The sequence below is a fragment of the Nocardia amamiensis genome (assembly GCF_015477605.1).
GTDB classification, from domain to species: domain Bacteria; phylum Actinomycetota; class Actinomycetes; order Mycobacteriales; family Mycobacteriaceae; genus Nocardia; species Nocardia amamiensis_A.
In genome coordinates, this window is record NZ_JADLQX010000006.1 from 14931 (window position 1) to 29682 (window position 14752).

Sequence of the window (14752 nt, forward strand, 5' to 3'; positions counted from 1 at the left end):
GGCGGTGGTGCTGCTGCTCGGCCGTGCGCGGCGGGCCGCCGATCGACCTACTAGATCCAGCTTTTGGCGCGGATCGCGTTGGCCAGGTCGACGAGCGCGTAGCGGTGTTTGCGGTTGGGCGCGCCGCGAGCCAGGGCACGCAGCCCCGCCTCGGTGCCCGCCCGCAGTTCGCGTTCGGTGAAGGGCGCGCCGAACAGCGTCGCGTCGGGGCGCTTCGGAGTGTTGCCCGATTGGAGCCAGGCCAGTGCCGCGCCGAGCACCAGCACCCGCATCTGTATCGCACGACTCTCGCCTCTCGGCAGGCTCCGCACCCGGGAGGCCGAGATGTGCAGGGTGAACTCATCCAGTTCGGCCACCGGCGCGGCGGTCAGCATCAACAGCACGGCGGTCATCCGCGCGGTGGTGAAACTCCGCGACGCCGCGGGCACGGCGTCGAGCGCCTGCACGGCCTCGGTCACCCTCCCGTTCGCGGCCAGCTGCCTGGCCAGCCCGAAGGCGGCGCTCACCACGCCGCGGTCGGTGCGCCAGACGGTCTCGTACGTCGTCTCCGCATAGGCGCGCCACTGTTCGGGATCCGGCGTGTCCCAGTGCTGGAGAATGAGTTCGGCGGTGGCGGCGAGGGCGAGCTTGGGGGCGATTTCGCCGGGCAGCACCCGGAAGACCTCGTCGAAATTGGCGAAAGCGCGCTCGTACTCGCGGTCGAGCAGTTCCGCCACACCGCGATACCAACTGACCCGCCATTCCCGCTCGGGCAAGCGCGCGAGCAGTTCCAGGACGGTGCTCGACTCGCGCAGGTCGATCCGCACCCGCGCCTCGGCGAGGGTGAGCTCCGAATCCAGATTTTCCGGCGCTTTCTCGGGATCGGCCTCGGCTCGGGCGCGCGCATCGCGCAGCGCATCGAGCGCCTGAGCCGGTTCGGGATGCACCGCGGCGGCGAGCAACGGCGCGGACGGGTCGGCCGGATCCAGCAGCGGAACCGGCAGTCCCGCCACCACCTCGAGGGGGTCGAGCTGACTGCTGCGGGAGCGGCCGTCGATGTAGGCGTCGGTTTGGCTGATCAGTTCGTCGGTACCGAAACTGGCGCGCGGCGGAGTGAATACGGTGGACAGCTGCGGGTGCTCGTTACCGGTCTCCAGCGCGAGGATCTCCCGCAGCACTCCCGCAAGCTGGGTCGCCATCGCACGGGCGGAGGGGAAGCGACGTTCCGGGTCGGGGTCGGTCGCGCAGAGCAGCAGGCGATGGAAGAACTGGTAGCGCGCCAGCACCGGCTCGTCGGCAGGGTCGGGGATGCCGTCGAGATAGCGTCCGCGCTGCACTGGCATGTGCAGGGTGAGCACGGCCAGCGTACGGCCGACGGTGTAGATGTCCGAGGCCACGGTCGGGCCGGTCTTGGGGATCTCCGGCGCCTGGAATCCCCTGGTGCCGTAGAGGTTTCCGTATGCTCCGACGGCGGCGACCGCGCCGAGGTCGATCAGCTTGACCTGGTCTTCGGTGACCATGATGTTGTCCGGCTTGAGGTCGTTGTAGGTCAGCCCGGTCGAGTGCAGGTACTCCAGCGCGGGCATGATTTCCAGCAGATAGGCGATCGCCTCGGTGACCGGCATGCGCTGCGGGCGTTCGTAGCCGTCGAGAATGTCGCACAGCGAACAGCCGCCCACGTACTCCATGACGATGTAGCCGACCGGCGTGCCGTCGGCCGCGGGGTGCTCGACGAAGTTGTAGATCTTGACGATACTGGGATGAGTCACCTCGGCGAGGAATTGGCGTTCGGCCATCGCCACCGCCTGCGCTTCGGCGTCGCCGGTGTGCAGCAGGCCCTTCAGCACCACCCAGCGGTCGCTGACATTGCGGTCGATCGCCAGGTAGATCCAGCCGAGCCCGCCGTGGGCGATGCAGCCCTGGATCTCGTACTGCCCCGCAACCATGTCCCCCGCGTGCAGCGACGGCCGGAAATCGAACGGGGCTTCACACGTCGCGCAAGTGCCCGCCGTGGCGGACGGCCGCATCGGCGTCGCCCGGCCGACCGGATTGCCGCAGCGCCAGCAGAACCGTCTGCGCTCGGACACCACCGGGTCGGCGAGCACGGCATCGCGCGGGTCGGTGGGCGGCACCGTCGGAATGGGCACCAAGCCGATGCCGAGCCGTCGCACCGCCGGACGGCTCCGCGGGGAACGCACGCTGCGTCCCGTAGTGCGCGGCGACGAGTCCGGTCCCGAGTGCGGCCGCGCACCTTCGTGCGCCGACCCGGATTCGTCACCTGTTAGTTGCGTGGCGGGGCCTTCGTCGGGTCGTTGCTGTCGGGTGGCAGCCGAGTCCTCGGCGTCCGATGCCGGCTTCCACGCCACCGTGTAGGAGCTGGTCTCCGGCTGGCCGACGTGCTTGCGGGTGGCCTCGGACGCCCCTGATTCCCGTTCGCCCACAGGCGAGTCGTCAGTATTCGATTCCCGGCTCCATGCCACCGTGCCCGAGCCGGTATCCGGGCGGCGGTGTGCGTGTGAGTCGGCTTCGCCCGCTTCCGATTTCGGATCGGCCGGAGCTGGGTGCCGGCCGGGCACGTCCGATGTCGCCTCGCCCGCCGCCTGGGTTCGCCGGGTCGCGTCGTCGTCGTGTTCGGTGGGTCCGCCTGCGCACGACGGCGTTTCGTCCGGATCGCCGCCGGCCGCCTGAGGTTTCTTTCCCGCTGCCCCTGGATGACGCCCGACCAGTCCGGTGAACCCGCCCTCGAGTAAATCGGCCGCCCCCGGCTGTCCCGGGGCGGTTTCGTCCGGGTCGGGCTCGGGGACGTGCCGTGTGGTCATCTCCGGTCAGTCCTGATACGTGGGAGCGGGTGGAGCGGGAACAGGGCCGAGTGCCGTCAGATATTGCTGGTACAGCCGGGGCCAGGTGCCATCACTGCGGATGCGATCCAGCGTGCCGTTGACGAAGCGGACGAGATCGTCGTGGCCCTTGGGGATGCCGATGCCGTACGGCTCTTCGGCGATGCTGCCGCCCACCAACTCGGTGTACGGGTCCTGCGTGGCCAGACCCGCGAGGACGGCGTCGTCGGTGCTGACGGCGTCGACTTGCCGCTGCTGTAAGACGACCAAACAATCGGCCCAGGTGGGCACGGAGAGAATGGCCGCGGCGGGCTGATAGCGGCGCATGTGGTCCAGCGAGGTGGTGCCGGATACGATGCACACCCGCTTACCCGCCAGATCGGCAAGGCTGCGGATGCCGGAGTTCTTCATCGCGAGCACGCGCTGATTCGCGTGCAGGTAGACGGTGGAGAAGGTGACTTTTTCGCGCCGTTCACAGTTGATCGTCATGGTCTTGGCGACCAAGTCGACGGTGTGGTTCTGCAACGCGGTCTCGCGCTCGGCCGAGCCGAGGCTGCGGAATTCGATCGAGTCCGGGCTGCCGAGCAGGTCACGAGCGACCTCCCTGGCGATGTCGGCGTCGAAACCGACGACGGAGCCGGAGACCGGGTCGCGGTAGCTGAACAGATTGCTGCCGGTATCCAGCCCTACGAGCAGCCTGCCCCGCGCCCGGATCGCGTCGATCACCGGTCCGCGCGCGGCGGCGCCCGCCCCGGTCGGCCGCAGACTCGCGGTCGGGTCTCCGCAGCGCGGTGCGCCGGGCGGCGGCGGTACCGGCGAATCCGTCAGCACCGGTATCGCTTTGGCGGGCAGCGGGGGATCGGTGTACTTGGGTGTCTTGGTCGCCAGCGGCGTGCTGGCCTCGCTCGCGCAGCCGCTTGCCAGCGCCACCACGACGAGGACGACAACCAGAATGCCGCGCGGGGATCTCATCGGTACTCCCGAAGCCGGGGCCATATGCCGAATGCGACATAGCCTGCCGCCAGAATGCCGAGCACCATCGCTCCTGCTGATAGGAAGTCCAGTACGCGGGCCGCTTGCGAGATCTCTCCGCGCAGGGTGTCCCGTGTCTCGGCGATGCCCTGCTCCAGCGCGCTGTCCAGCGCATCCACTTGCGCGGTGGCGTCTGCGGGGCCGGGACCGGTCGTCACCGCGGCCGCGCCGTTGAAATCGCCTTTGGCCAGCGCATCGTTCATGCGCTGGTGCGCGACCCGCCAACGCTCCAGCGCGGGCACGGCATTGCGCACGTCGTCGGTGGCGGGCGCGGAACCGGGGTACTTGCCGAGCAGATCGGCCAAGCGCTCGATATTCACGTCGTACGTGCGGTCGTAATCGCCGGTCGCGTCCCTGCGCACCAGCTTCAATGTCTCCGCGGCGCGCGCCTGCTGGGTCAGGATCCGGCTCTCGGTCAGCCGTGACGCCGGTACCACGCCGTTGTCGCGTGCGCTGATCATCGACGTCGCCGACACCGCGCCCGCGATCACCGTCCACGCCAGCAGGATCAGCATCGCCGCAGAGGCGAGCAGGAGACCGGGATTGAGCACCCGGCGCCAGCGCCGCGCCAGATCCCGCTGCACCCAGAACAGCACGCCCAGCGTGAGGATCAGCAGGCCGATGGCGGACCAAGGTGGGCGCACGTGATTGCGCTGCGCGGCGGTCACCGCGGCGGAGCGGTGATTCTGCAGTTCCTCGGCCATGGGTAGCAGCGTCGTCTGCATTTGGTTGGACGCCTCGCTCAAGTACGCGGCGCCGACCGGGTACCCGATGCGATTGTTGGTCCGTGCGGTTTCCACCAGACCCGAGTACACCGGCAGGCCGGTGACTATGCCGGACCGCAGCCGGGCATCCGAACCGCCCGTGGCGTGCGCCCCGACGGCGCGGTCGGATTGGGTCACCAATTCCGTGGCCGCTTCGCCCATGGCCTGGGTGTAGCGATCGCGCACCTCCTGCGGCTCCAGTCCGCCCGAGATGAAGGCGGTGCTCGCCGCGGCGTCGGCGATCGAGAGCGAGGTATACAGCCGGTGTGCGGAGTGCGCGTTCGGTTCGGTGTCGTAGAGCAGCACGTCCAGGCCCTGTTGTCGTTCGCTGACCGTCGCCGCGGTCATCGAGCCCGCGGCCAAGCACAGGCCGATGAGCAGCAGCCCGAGCGCGATCAACCGCCCCGGGGAGGAATTGGCGAACGAACGTAGGTTGGCCAGGTCGAAACGTTCGCGTACCACAGCGACGCTCAGCCCACCGGGATTCTCCCGGCCGGCGGGCGCGGACGGCGGCGTGAGTTCGGCCGTCGTCGGCTCGGAGCTAGCCATGTCCACCTCCCCAGTCTGGGCCGCGCGCGCGGATTTCTCACGGCCGGACCGCATATTCGATCACTCCGCGCGTATCGGTGCGGAGTTTATTGTGGTCGTACGAACGCCGCGGCGTGTGAAACACCCCCGGTTGGGAGCAAAGGGCGGGCGGGGGAGCACAGTCGTAGCTGGATGAGGATGGTACGAGATGCGTGGTGACGGCGACGGTTGGTCGCGCGGCCCGGACGGATTGCGGCACTGGGGCCGCTTCGGCGCCGCCGGACTGCTCCTGCGCGCTCCGCTCGCCGACGGCGGTTCGGCGGTGCTGCTGCAACACCGCGCACCGTGGAGTCACCAGGGCGGGACCTGGGCGTTACCCGGCGGCGCGCGCGACAGTCATGAGACGCCCGAGCACGCGGCGGTCCGGGAGGCCTGGGAGGAGGCGGGCATCGATCCCGCCGACGTCCGGGTGCGCGGCGCACGCGTGACCGCCTCGGCTCTGAGTGGCTGGACCTACACCACGGTGGTCGCCGACGCGGTCACGATCCTCCCGACCGTCGGCAACCGGGAGAGCACCGAGCTGGCCTGGGTCCCCGAACACGAAGTCGACGCCCGTCCGCTGCACCCCGGTTTCGCCGCCTCCTGGCCCACCCTGCGCGCCGCGCCCGCGCGGGTGCTGCTCGCCGGGATCGACCACGCGCTGGCCGCGGCGCTGCCCCGCACGATCGACCTCGCCGATGTCGGTTTCGTCTGGCTGCATTCGGATCCGGACGGACCGGGCGACTACGCCACGGTCGTCGACGGGCCCGGCCTCCCGGCCGCCGAGCCGACCGCGAACGGGAGCACCGCGGTGAATACCGCACTCTCGTTCACCCGGGGGCAGCTGCTTTCCTGACGCAGAAAAGACGCAGCCGGACGGAGTCCGTCGTCAGCCCGCGCCGGGCCGAGCGGAGGCGTGGCAGCCGCTTGTGCGCCGGGCCGAGCGGAGGCTCGAGGCAGCCGCTTGTGCGCCGGGCCGAGCGGAGGCAGAGGCAGCCGCAGAAACGGCGCTGCCGGACGAAGTCCGTCCATTGCCCGCGCCGGGCCGAGCGGAGGCGAGGCAGCCGCCTAAGCGTTTGCCAGCAGCGCCGTTTTCAGCTCCCGCGCCGCGGCTTCCGGATCCCGTGCCTCGGTGATCGCACGCACCACGACGACCCGCGTCGCCCCGGCTTCCAGCACTTGCGGCAGGTTCTCGGCGTCGATCCCGCCGATCGCGAACCACGGCCGGGTCGGGTGGGCGTCCGCGGTCGAGCGGATCAGCTCGGGTCCCGCCGCCTGCCTGCCCGGCTTGGTCGGGGTCGCCCAGATCGGTCCGGTGCAGAAGTAGTCGATGTGCTCGTCGATCGCGGCGAGGCCGGCCTGCGCGCGGTTGTGCGTGGATCGTCCGATCACCACGTCGGGGCCGAGAATCCGGCGCGCGTACCAGGGCGGGAGGTCGCCCTGCCCGAGATGGAGCACGTCAGCGCCCGACGCCAGCGCGATGTCCGCGCGATCGTTCACCGCGACGAGTGCGCCGTGCCTGCGCGCGGCCGCCTTCAATTCGGCGAGCGCGCCGAGTTCGGCCCTGGCCTCCAGGGGACCGAACTTCGCTTCGCCCGGTGAGCCCTTGTCTCTGAGCTGGATGATGTCGACTCCGCCTGCGAACGCCGCCTCGGCGAACCTGGCCAGATCGCCCTTCTCGCGGCGTGCGTCGGTGCAGAGATACAGCCGCGCGCGTGCCAGACGCTCCCGCGGCGAAGCGAGTCGGTTCGGGTGGGAGGGTTGCACGCCTTCGACGGTAGCCGCGCTACCGTGGGGATGCGAAATAGGAGGCAGGTGGAGCGGATGCGGACTCTGGCGGTCGTCGGTGGCGGCGCCATCGGGCTCGCTGTGGCCTGGCGGGCCGCCGAGGCCGGTTGGTCGGTAACCCTGCTGGATCCGGCGGTGGCCCGCGGCGCCTCTTGGGTGGCCGGGGGCATGCTGGCACCGCTGTCGGAAGGCTGGCCGGGAGAGGAGCGGGTGCTCGAGTTCGGCGCCGCCTCGCTGGCCCGCTGGCCCGAGTTCGCCGCCCGGCTGGAAGCCGCGACGGGGGTCTCGGTCTTCGTCGCGGACGAGACCATGACCGTCGCGCTGGACGCGGCCGACGCCGCCGACCTGCGCACCGTCGCCGACTGGGTCGGCGGACGCGGCCACCGGCTGCGCATCCTGGACCGCGCCGGAGTCCGCGAGCTGGAACCCACGCTGGCCCGTTCGGTGCGTGCCGCGCTGCTCGCGCCCACCGAACCCGCGATCGACAACCGCAAGCTGATCGCCGCGTTGCGTCAGGCGGCCGAGGGGGCGGGCGTGGTGGTTCGCGCCGAATCCGTAGCCTCGCTGACTGACCTCCCGCACGATCAGATCGTGCTCGCGGCGGGCGCCGCGTCGGCCGCGCTGTGGCCCGAATTGCCGGTCCGCCCGGTCAAAGGCGAGATCCTGCGCCTGCGGCAGCGGCCGGGCGTCGCTCCCGCGCCGCGGCGGGTGATCCGAGCCCGAGTGCACGGCAGACAGGTATACCTGGTGCCGCGGGCCGACGGAATCGTCGTCGGAGCCACCCAGTACGAGGCCGGTTTCGACACCGCGGTCACCGTCGCAGGCGTTCGCGACCTGATCGCCGACGCGGAGGCGGTATTCCCTGGCATCGGCGAATACGAACTCGCCGAGGCCGGCGCCGGTTCCCGGCCGGGCAGCCCCGACAACCTGCCGCTGATCGGCCGGCTCACCGACCGGATCGTCGCGGCCACCGGGCACGGCCGCAACGGCATGCTGACCGTGCCGCTCACCGCGGACGCGGTGGCGAGCCTGCTCGGCGGGGCAACGCTGCCCGAAGCGGAAGCCGCCGACCCGCAACGATTTTCGACGACTGTAGGAGGAAGACGATGACGCTGTCATCCGTCCCCATCGGTGTCACGGTGAACGGTGACGAGCACGAGTTCGCCGAACCGCTCACCGTGCGCGAGCTGCTGGAACGTCTCGGCCTGCCGTGCAAGGGCGTCGCGCTCGCGGTGGACGGGGCGGTGTTCCCGAAGTCGCGCTGGGACGAACCGGTGGGGCGTGGCTGGCAGATCGAGGTGCTGACGGCGGTCCAAGGTGGCTGAGGAATCGGCCGCGTCGGTGCGCTCGGAGATCGACGCCCCGCTGCGGATCGCCGACCGAGCGTTCGGTTCCCGCCTGATCATGGGAACCGGCGGCGCGGAGAACCTCGCCGTGCTGGAGGAAGCGCTGATCGCCTCCGGCACCGAGCTGACCACCGTGGCGATGCGGCGAATCGACGCCGCGGGCGGCACCGGTGTGCTCGACTTGCTGAAGCGATTGAACATCGCGCCGTTGCCGAACACGGCGGGTTGTCGCACCGCCGCCGAAGCCGTGCTCACCGCCCAGCTGGCGCGTGAGGCGCTCGACACCGACTGGGTGAAGCTCGAGGTGGTCGCCGACGAGCGCACCCTGCTGCCCGACCCCATCGAATTGCTCACCGCCGCCGAACAACTCGTCGACGACGGTTTCGTCGTGCTGCCCTACACCAACGACGATCCGATCCTGGCGCGTCGTCTGGAGGACGCGGGCTGCGCAGCGGTCATGCCCCTCGGGGCACCCATCGGCACCGGCCTCGGCATCGGCAACCCGCACAACATCGAGATGATCGTCGCCGCCGCGAAGGTCCCGGTCATCCTGGACGCGGGCATCGGCACCGCCAGCGACGCCGCGCTAGCCATGGAACTCGGCTGCTCCGCAGTGCTTTTGGCAACCGCTGTGACCAGGGCGCACCGCCCCGAATTGATGGCGGCGGCCATGGCGGACGCAGTCCGCGCCGGATATGCGGCGCGGTTGGCCGGGCGCATTCCGAAGCGATTCTGGGCACAGGCGTCCTCCCCCGCGCTGTAACGCGCGCAGAGATGTGGCCTGGTGCCGAGCCGACGACCAGAGTGGGATTGTCACATCGGCCTGGGGACAGCGAATGCGAGTGCCGGGTCCGCTCCTCGATCGGAGTGAAATACTCAGTGCCCCAACTTTTCCGGCTTGCCCGAATTCGGATATGGTGGCCTGTTCCGGTCGAGGTGACCGGACAGCTAGGGGATTGAGAAGTGAATATCAGGAAGTATGTCGCGACGGCGATGCTGGCGATCGGCGCTACGGCTGTCACGGCAGGGACGGCCTACGGGTCGCCCTCGGCAGCACCCGCCGCGACGACCGCACCGGTGCTGACCGACCAGGGGATCGATCACGGGATCGGGTACCAGTCGGTGCTGGACAGCGACGCCCGCCTCGTGACCACGGTGGCGAACGGCAAATTCTCGCTCACCGGCGAGACCGTCACCCTCGCCGACGCGAACGGCGCGCCGGTCGCCACCATCCCGTTGGCGCACCAGATCGGGGAGCAGCGGGTCGCGCTCGCGCCCGTGGTCGCCGACGAGGGCCGTCGGCTGGAGTTGACCAACTCCGCCGTGCCGACCGGTACGGACATCAGTTACGCGGGGGATCAGTACCGCTTGCAGCGGGCCGGTCAGGCTGCCGGCATCGGCGCCTTGATCGGTGCGCTGATCGGGCTACCGCTGTTGATCGGCATCATCCCGGGGGCAGTCTTCGGTGCGCTGCTGGGCGCCGCGATCGGTTACTCCATGCCGGTGCCCGATGAGATCGACAACCCACGGCCGGCTGCGACCCCGGTGGGCTGACGTCGCGACATCCGTAATGCCCCGGTGCCGGAGGACATTCCGGCTCCGGGGCATTTTCGTTCCGGTCCGACTCGATCTGCATCGCCTGGACTGATCGGACCACGCGGGCGGACAGCGATGCGGACTCAGAATATTCCGTTCTGGTTCAGGGCCTCCGTGGGGATGTCCTGCAGAACGTCCCAGTGCTCGGCGAGTTTGCCGTCGTCGAGCCGGAAGATGTCCATGATCGCCCTTTCCAACTGAACAGCTGTAGCGCTACGGCTGTAGCGCTACAGCGGGGCGATCCCGGACGACGCCGCCGCTGTCGCGCTGGATCTGCGAGCCGCCGTCCACGGCGCGGTGTCGATGCGGCTGAACCAGCCCGATCACCGGTGGCCGCCGTTGGACGAGCAGGTCGAACGTTTCCTGATCGAACTCGTGGGTGTCGTACCCTCCGCACCCGATCAGGCGGTCCGTTCACCCGACCGGTGAGACCGAGTGGCCTGGTGCGCGGATGCGGCACGTTTCTCATAGCGGGAGCGTGCGCGCTCATACGCTGTGCCGATCAGTTCGCGGATTGCCTCCTCGGTGCGGTGGCCTGGATTGACCACCGCGAGCCAGCCGGCGGAGCCGTAAACGGGGTGGGCGATCACGGTGTCGGTGACGCTGGGGTCGTCATCGACAGCTCGCTCGCGTGGTGCGTGGCCGGTCCAGTGGACGAAGGCGTCCTTTCCGGCGGCGATGTTGACGCGAAACGTATCCGGGCGGTCCAGGCAGGAGCTTTCGTCGCCCGGATAGTTCTTCGTCACGATCGTTGCGAAGGGCTGAGTTGCTTGCGGCACTTCCCCGCTCGGCGAGTAGTAGAAGAACGTGTCGCCCCAGCTGATCTCGGGTGAGCCGTCGCCGGGTCCAGGCTGGAGGGTCAGGACTCCGTCGAGGCGGGATACCGAGCCGATGATCTCGTCGATGGTCATGTGCTCCAGCGTCACATTAATGTGCTTGTGGAGACTTCGAGGCGGAAGATCAGGAATGGAAGGGTGTCGACTCTCAACTCCGCTATGCGCACGGTCGATGTCGCGCGGCGCGCCGGCTACTCGGTGCAGCAGATCCGCAACCTGGAGCGGGACGGGGTGCTGCCGACCGCGCAGCGCACAGCCGCGGGTTATCGCAGATACGGCGAGATCCACCTGCGTTCCGCGCTGGCCTATCGGGCGCTGGCGGCGGGCGTCGGCCCGGTCGAGGCCAAGCGGATCGTTCGCGCGGTGCATGATCGCCCGATCTCGGAGGTGCTAGCGCTGCTCGACGCTGCGCACGCCCGGCTCGATCGTGAGCGTGCCGACCTCGTGCTGGCCGGGCGGGCGGCCGAGGCGATCTCCGCCGAGCCGATCGAGGACGTCCGCGCGTCGGATTCGATGAGCGTGTCCGAACTCGCCGCCGCACTCGGAGTGCGCCCGTCGACCTTGCGGCATTGGGACGCCGAGGGTCTCGTCGTTCCGGATCGCATCGCCGCGCAAGGAATACGGCGGTACTCGCCGGATCAGGTCCGGGATGCGCGGATCGTCCACCAGCTGCGCGGCGCCGGATACCGCATCGACACGCTCCGGACCTTGATGCCGGACCTGCCGCGCGGAAACCGATCCGAAGATCTCACAGCCGCGCTGGCAGCCCGGGACGCGAGCATCACGGCTCGTTCCCGCGCTCTCCTCGACGCGGCCGCCGCACTCGGTGCCGTGATTGCACTCGGGGCAAACCGCTGAACGAGCTTCGCTCGGGCTCAGCGGCCTGTCGTGCGGTGTCCACTCTCGACAGTCCAGTGACCCTGGTGGGCAGTGGCATTGCGCATTCAGCGCGGAAGGTGGCCCACCGCCCGACGCCGCGCAGGGTTCAGGCGGCTGCCCAGGAGCGGATCGCAGCGACTATCTCGTCGGACGCGTCTTCCTGAATGTAATGACCGGCTCCGACAAGAGGGACGGTGCGATGTTGCGGGAAAAGCTCCTCCCACCGGCGAAGTTCGGCGGCGCGGAAGGCGACGTCCTTGGTGCCCCACACGATCAGCGCAGGACGGCCGGTCACCGTCGGTAGTTTGCGTTCGATGTCGGCGAGCAGATCGCGGCTGGCGAGGATCTCGCGGGGGAACACGTGCACCGGCTCGCGAGAGCCGGGGGTGGGGAAGGGCCCGCGGTAGGCGTTCATCACGGTGTCGTCCAGCTTCGTGCGGCGGACTCCGGCGGGGATGATGCGTTCGACGAAGAAATTGCGCTGCCGGATCAGCCAGCCGCCGATCGGTCCGCCGAGAAAGCGCGAGAACGCTTGTGTTCCCAAGTCGGCTTTGGGCCATGCCCAGGTGTTTCCGATGACGAATGCGGTGAACCGGTCCGGATGACGTGTGGCGGTGGCGAACCCGATCGGGCCGCCCCAGTCCTGCACCATCAGGGTGATCTCGCGCAGATCGAGCCGCTCGACCAGTTGACCCACGATGCCGGCGTGCTCGGCAGGAGTGAAGCGGTAGCCGGGCGCCGCGTAGGAAAGACCGAATCCGGGGTAGTCGACCGCGATGCAGCGGTAGCGGTCACGCAGGCCGATGACGATATTGCGGTAGAGGAACGACCAGGTGGGGTTGCCGTGCAACATCAGCAACGGCGGCCCATCGCCCTCATCGATGTAGTGGACCCTGGCCTCGGTGAGGTCGAGGTAGTGGTCGGTGAACGGGTAGAGCTGGTCGGGCACCCAGGACGGGCGGTGCGGTTGCGAGTCGGGTGCGGGCATGCCGACGATCCTCCTTCTGGGGTAGGTAGGTTCCGAGCTGGTCGCGGGCCGAAACCGGAACGTCCTGCGCTGATCTTCGGTCATCGATGACTTCCACACCGTGTTCGGTCGAAACCGCCCGTGTCCTGTGCGGATGACTCAGGTGCGGCGGCGACGCCGTTCGCGGTCGACCGATGGGTATCGCTGGGCAGATGGCCGCCGGGGAACGGGGGATCGCCCTCATCCGCCCTCATCCTCGAGGATGACCGAACTCGACACCATTTACCGACGCGCGCCGGCGCGTTTTGCGGAATGCTGGGCAGCATGATCGAGCTGAGAGGCCTGACCAAGCACTTCGGGCAGACCGTCGCGGTGCAGGATCTGTCCTTCACCGTGCGACCGGGGCAGGTGACGGGCTTCCTGGGGCCGAACGGCGCGGGTAAGTCGACCACCATGCGGATGATCCTCGGATTGGACAAGCCCACCGCGGGTACCGCGCTGATCCACGGCAAGCAGTACCACGAGCTGGACCATCCGCTGCGCGCCGTCGGCGCGCTGCTGGACGCCAAATGGGTACATCCGAACCGGTCCGCGCGCGCCCACCTGGAGTGGATGGCCGCGTCCAATGACATCCCCAAGTCCCGGGTGGAGGAGGTGCTGCGCCTGGTCGGGCTGTCGGAGGTGGCGGGCAAGTCGGCGGGCGGGTTCTCCCTCGGCATGTCGCAGCGGCTCGGCCTGGCCGGCGCGCTGCTGGGCGACCCGCAGGTGCTCCTGTTCGACGAGCCGGTCAACGGCCTCGATCCGGAGGGCATCCTGTGGATCCGCCGGTTCCTGCAGCGACTGGCCGCCGAAGGCCGCACGGTGCTGGTCTCCAGCCATCTGCTTTCGGAGATGGCGCAGACCGCCGAGCACCTGGTCGTCATCGGCCGCGGCAAACTCATCTCGGATTCGACCACGCAGGAGTTCATCGAGCGCGCCTCGGAGCAGTCGGTGCGGGTACGCAGCCCCCAGCTCGACCAGCTGCGCAGCGTGCTCACCTCGAACGGCATGACCGTCCGCGAGGACGGCGCCGGCGCCGACGGCCCGGCGCTCGTCGTGGCGGGCGTGTCCAGTGACGTGGTCGGCAAGCTGGCCGCCGCGAACGACATCACGCTGTTCGAGCTGGCCCCGCAGCGCGCTTCGCTGGAGGAGGCGTTCATGCGGATGACCGGCGGCGCCGTGCAGTACCACGGCGAAGGCTTCGACCAGGTGATGGGAGGTGCGCTCTGATGGGCGTGCTGGCAGCGGAACGAATCAAGCTCACCTCGACCAGGTCGCCCTGGTGGTGCTCGGCGATCGTGGTGGCCCTCGCGCTCGGCATGGCCGCCCTGCTCGCCTGGGTCGCACGGACGACCTACGGTGAGGAAGGCGCGATCAACCTGACCGTCTCCACCGCCGTGGCGGGGATCAGCGGTTTCGGCGTGATGGTCCTGATGATCATGGCGACATTGACCGTGACCAGTGAATATCGCTTCGGCATCATCCGGACGACGTACCAGGCCACGCCGCACAGGGACCGGGTCATCCTCACCAAGGCGGGGTTGGTCGGCGTGTACGGCGCGCTGCTCACCACCGTGCTGGTGTTCCTCGCCTACTTGGTGGCCAAGGCGCTCAGCGGCCCGGACGCGGGCACGACCCTGACGCTGTCCAGTCCGGAGGACTGGCGCGAGGTCTACGGCATCCCGATCTACGCCTTCCTGTGCATAGTCCTCGCAGTCGGTGTCGGCGTGCTGGTGCGGCAGTCCGCAGCCGCCATATCGCTGATCGTGCTGTGGCCGCTGCTCATCGAGGGCCTGCTCGGCGCGTTCGGCAGTTTCGGCCGCAACGTCACCCCGTTCCTCCCGTTCGCGAACGCGAACCACTTCTTCAGCGCGGCCCCGTCCACCGCCAATTGGCACTGGGGGCCGTGGGCCAGCTTGCTCTACTTCACCGCATTCGTCGGGATCGTCTTCGGCGCGGCCCTGATCTCGGTGAACCAGCGCGACGCGTAGCTACCCGAGTCGCCTTCCCTCGCCACTCGGGTTGTGGAGCGCCGACCTTGTCGGGAGGTCCGGGGCTCCGTCCACCGCCTGCCACTGCCCGGCGGACGGTGGGGCGATCGGCCCGGTGCGAGTCTTCGCGC

At 69.4% G+C, this 14752-nt stretch carries 15 protein-coding genes; 8 read left to right on the plus strand and 7 right to left on the minus strand.

Annotation, left to right across the window (positions count from 1 at the left end; all coding sequences use genetic code 11):
* Window positions 1-50: 50 nt before the first annotated feature.
* From IU459_RS09510 to IU459_RS09520, 3 genes are read right to left on the minus strand one after another with little or no spacing between them, the layout of a single operon-like run.
* Window positions 51-2798, minus strand: coding sequence for a serine/threonine-protein kinase (locus tag IU459_RS09510; RefSeq protein ID WP_228837667.1), 2748 nt, complete (start codon window positions 2796-2798; stop codon window positions 51-53).
* A 6-nt stretch (window positions 2799-2804) separates the two neighbouring features.
* Window positions 2805-3788, minus strand: a complete 984-nt coding sequence (locus IU459_RS09515) for a glutamate ABC transporter substrate-binding protein (protein WP_195129122.1) — start codon at window positions 3786-3788, stop codon at window positions 2805-2807.
* Window positions 3785-5161, minus strand: a complete 1377-nt coding sequence (locus IU459_RS09520; protein ID WP_195129123.1) for a hypothetical protein — start codon at window positions 5159-5161, stop codon at window positions 3785-3787. Before IU459_RS09520 ends, IU459_RS09515 begins: the two co-directional genes overlap by 4 nt.
* 187 nt (window positions 5162-5348) lie before the next feature.
* Between IU459_RS09520 and IU459_RS09525 the strand changes: the two genes are divergently transcribed.
* A complete protein-coding gene (locus tag IU459_RS09525; RefSeq protein ID WP_195129124.1) occupies window positions 5349-6035 on the plus strand; it encodes an NUDIX hydrolase in 687 nt (228 codons plus the stop codon).
* Between the two features lie 212 nt (window positions 6036-6247).
* Here the strand turns inward: IU459_RS09525 and thiE are convergent, their stop codons facing one another.
* Window positions 6248-6946, minus strand: coding sequence for a thiamine phosphate synthase (gene thiE, locus IU459_RS09530; RefSeq protein ID WP_195129125.1), 699 nt, complete (start codon window positions 6944-6946; stop codon window positions 6248-6250).
* A 57-nt stretch (window positions 6947-7003) separates the two neighbouring features.
* Here thiE and thiO point away from each other — a divergent pair, with 57 nt between their 5' ends.
* The 4 genes from thiO (at window position 7004) to IU459_RS09550 (ending at window position 9867) form a co-directional block, all read left to right on the plus strand.
* A complete protein-coding gene (gene thiO, locus IU459_RS09535) occupies window positions 7004-8077 on the plus strand; it encodes a glycine oxidase ThiO (RefSeq protein WP_195129126.1) in 1074 nt (357 codons plus the stop codon).
* A complete protein-coding gene (gene thiS, locus IU459_RS09540; RefSeq protein ID WP_040784432.1) occupies window positions 8074-8292 on the plus strand; it encodes a sulfur carrier protein ThiS in 219 nt (72 codons plus the stop codon). The genes thiO and thiS overlap by 4 nt, the downstream gene beginning before the upstream one ends.
* Complete coding sequence (locus IU459_RS09545; protein WP_324198806.1) at window positions 8285-9076, plus strand: thiazole synthase; 792 nt, start codon at window positions 8285-8287, stop codon at window positions 9074-9076. Before thiS ends, IU459_RS09545 begins: the two co-directional genes overlap by 8 nt.
* Window positions 9077-9276: 200 nt before the next feature.
* Window positions 9277-9867, plus strand: a complete 591-nt coding sequence (locus IU459_RS09550; RefSeq protein WP_195129127.1) for a hypothetical protein — start codon at window positions 9277-9279, stop codon at window positions 9865-9867.
* A gap of 125 nt (window positions 9868-9992) precedes the next feature.
* Here IU459_RS09550 and IU459_RS40480 read toward each other — a convergent pair whose 3' ends face one another.
* Window positions 9993-10106, minus strand: coding sequence for a nuclear transport factor 2 family protein (locus IU459_RS40480; protein WP_440446475.1), 114 nt, complete (start codon window positions 10104-10106; stop codon window positions 9993-9995).
* A 204-nt stretch (window positions 10107-10310) separates the two neighbouring features.
* Entirely contained in the window at window positions 10311-10820 is a 510-nt protein-coding gene (locus IU459_RS09555) for a DUF6194 family protein (RefSeq protein ID WP_195129128.1), read from the minus strand.
* A 63-nt stretch (window positions 10821-10883) separates the two neighbouring features.
* On the opposite strand from IU459_RS09555, the gene IU459_RS09560 reads away from it, so the two are divergent.
* Window positions 10884-11603, plus strand: a complete 720-nt coding sequence (locus tag IU459_RS09560; protein WP_324198807.1) for a MerR family transcriptional regulator — start codon at window positions 10884-10886, stop codon at window positions 11601-11603.
* A gap of 127 nt (window positions 11604-11730) precedes the next feature.
* On the opposite strand, the gene IU459_RS09565 is transcribed toward IU459_RS09560, so the two are convergent.
* Window positions 11731-12612 (minus strand): alpha/beta fold hydrolase, encoded by an 882-nt coding sequence (locus IU459_RS09565; RefSeq protein WP_195129129.1) that lies wholly within the window; start codon window positions 12610-12612, stop codon window positions 11731-11733.
* Window positions 12613-12915: 303 nt separating this feature from the next.
* Here IU459_RS09565 and IU459_RS09570 point away from each other — a divergent pair, with 303 nt between their 5' ends.
* Together IU459_RS09570 and IU459_RS09575 are read left to right on the plus strand one after the other, a co-directional pair.
* Window positions 12916-13860: an ABC transporter ATP-binding protein gene (locus tag IU459_RS09570; protein WP_195129130.1), complete on the plus strand. Its 945-nt coding sequence runs from the start codon at window positions 12916-12918 to the stop codon at window positions 13858-13860.
* Entirely contained in the window at window positions 13860-14621 is a 762-nt protein-coding gene (locus IU459_RS09575; RefSeq protein WP_195129131.1) for an ABC transporter permease, read from the plus strand. The genes IU459_RS09570 and IU459_RS09575 overlap by 1 nt, the downstream gene beginning before the upstream one ends.
* Window positions 14622-14752 lie beyond the last annotated feature (131 nt).